Raw genomic sequence first — 242 nt, 5'->3', positions numbered from 1 at the left:
TTGGAGCGAAAGACGGGACTCGAACCCGCAACATCCACCTTGGCAAGGTGGCGCTCTACCATTGAGCCACTTTCGCATAAATGGTGCAGATGAAGGGAGTCGAACCCCCACGCCAAAGGCGCTAGATCCTAAGTCTAGTGCGTCTGCCAATTTCGCCACATCTGCATTTTTGGTGGCTTACCGGGGAATCGAACCCCGGACACCTTGATTAAAAGTCAAGTGCTCTACCGACTGAGCTAGTA

2 tRNA genes are annotated in these 242 nt (G+C 52.9%); both read right to left on the bottom strand.

From position 1 onward, the window contains the following. Position 1: 1 nt before the first annotated feature. Positions 2-76: transfer RNA gene (locus LPC13_RS16835), tRNA-Gly, on the bottom strand. 5 nt (positions 77-81) lie between these two features. Further along, positions 82-165, bottom strand: a tRNA-Leu gene (locus LPC13_RS16830). Positions 166-242 lie beyond the last annotated feature (77 nt).

Source organism: Clostridium celatum, assembly GCF_021412605.1.
Taxonomy (GTDB): Bacteria; Bacillota; Clostridia; order Clostridiales; family Clostridiaceae; genus Clostridium; species Clostridium celatum.
This window is presented reverse-complemented; position numbering and strand designations above follow the sequence as displayed.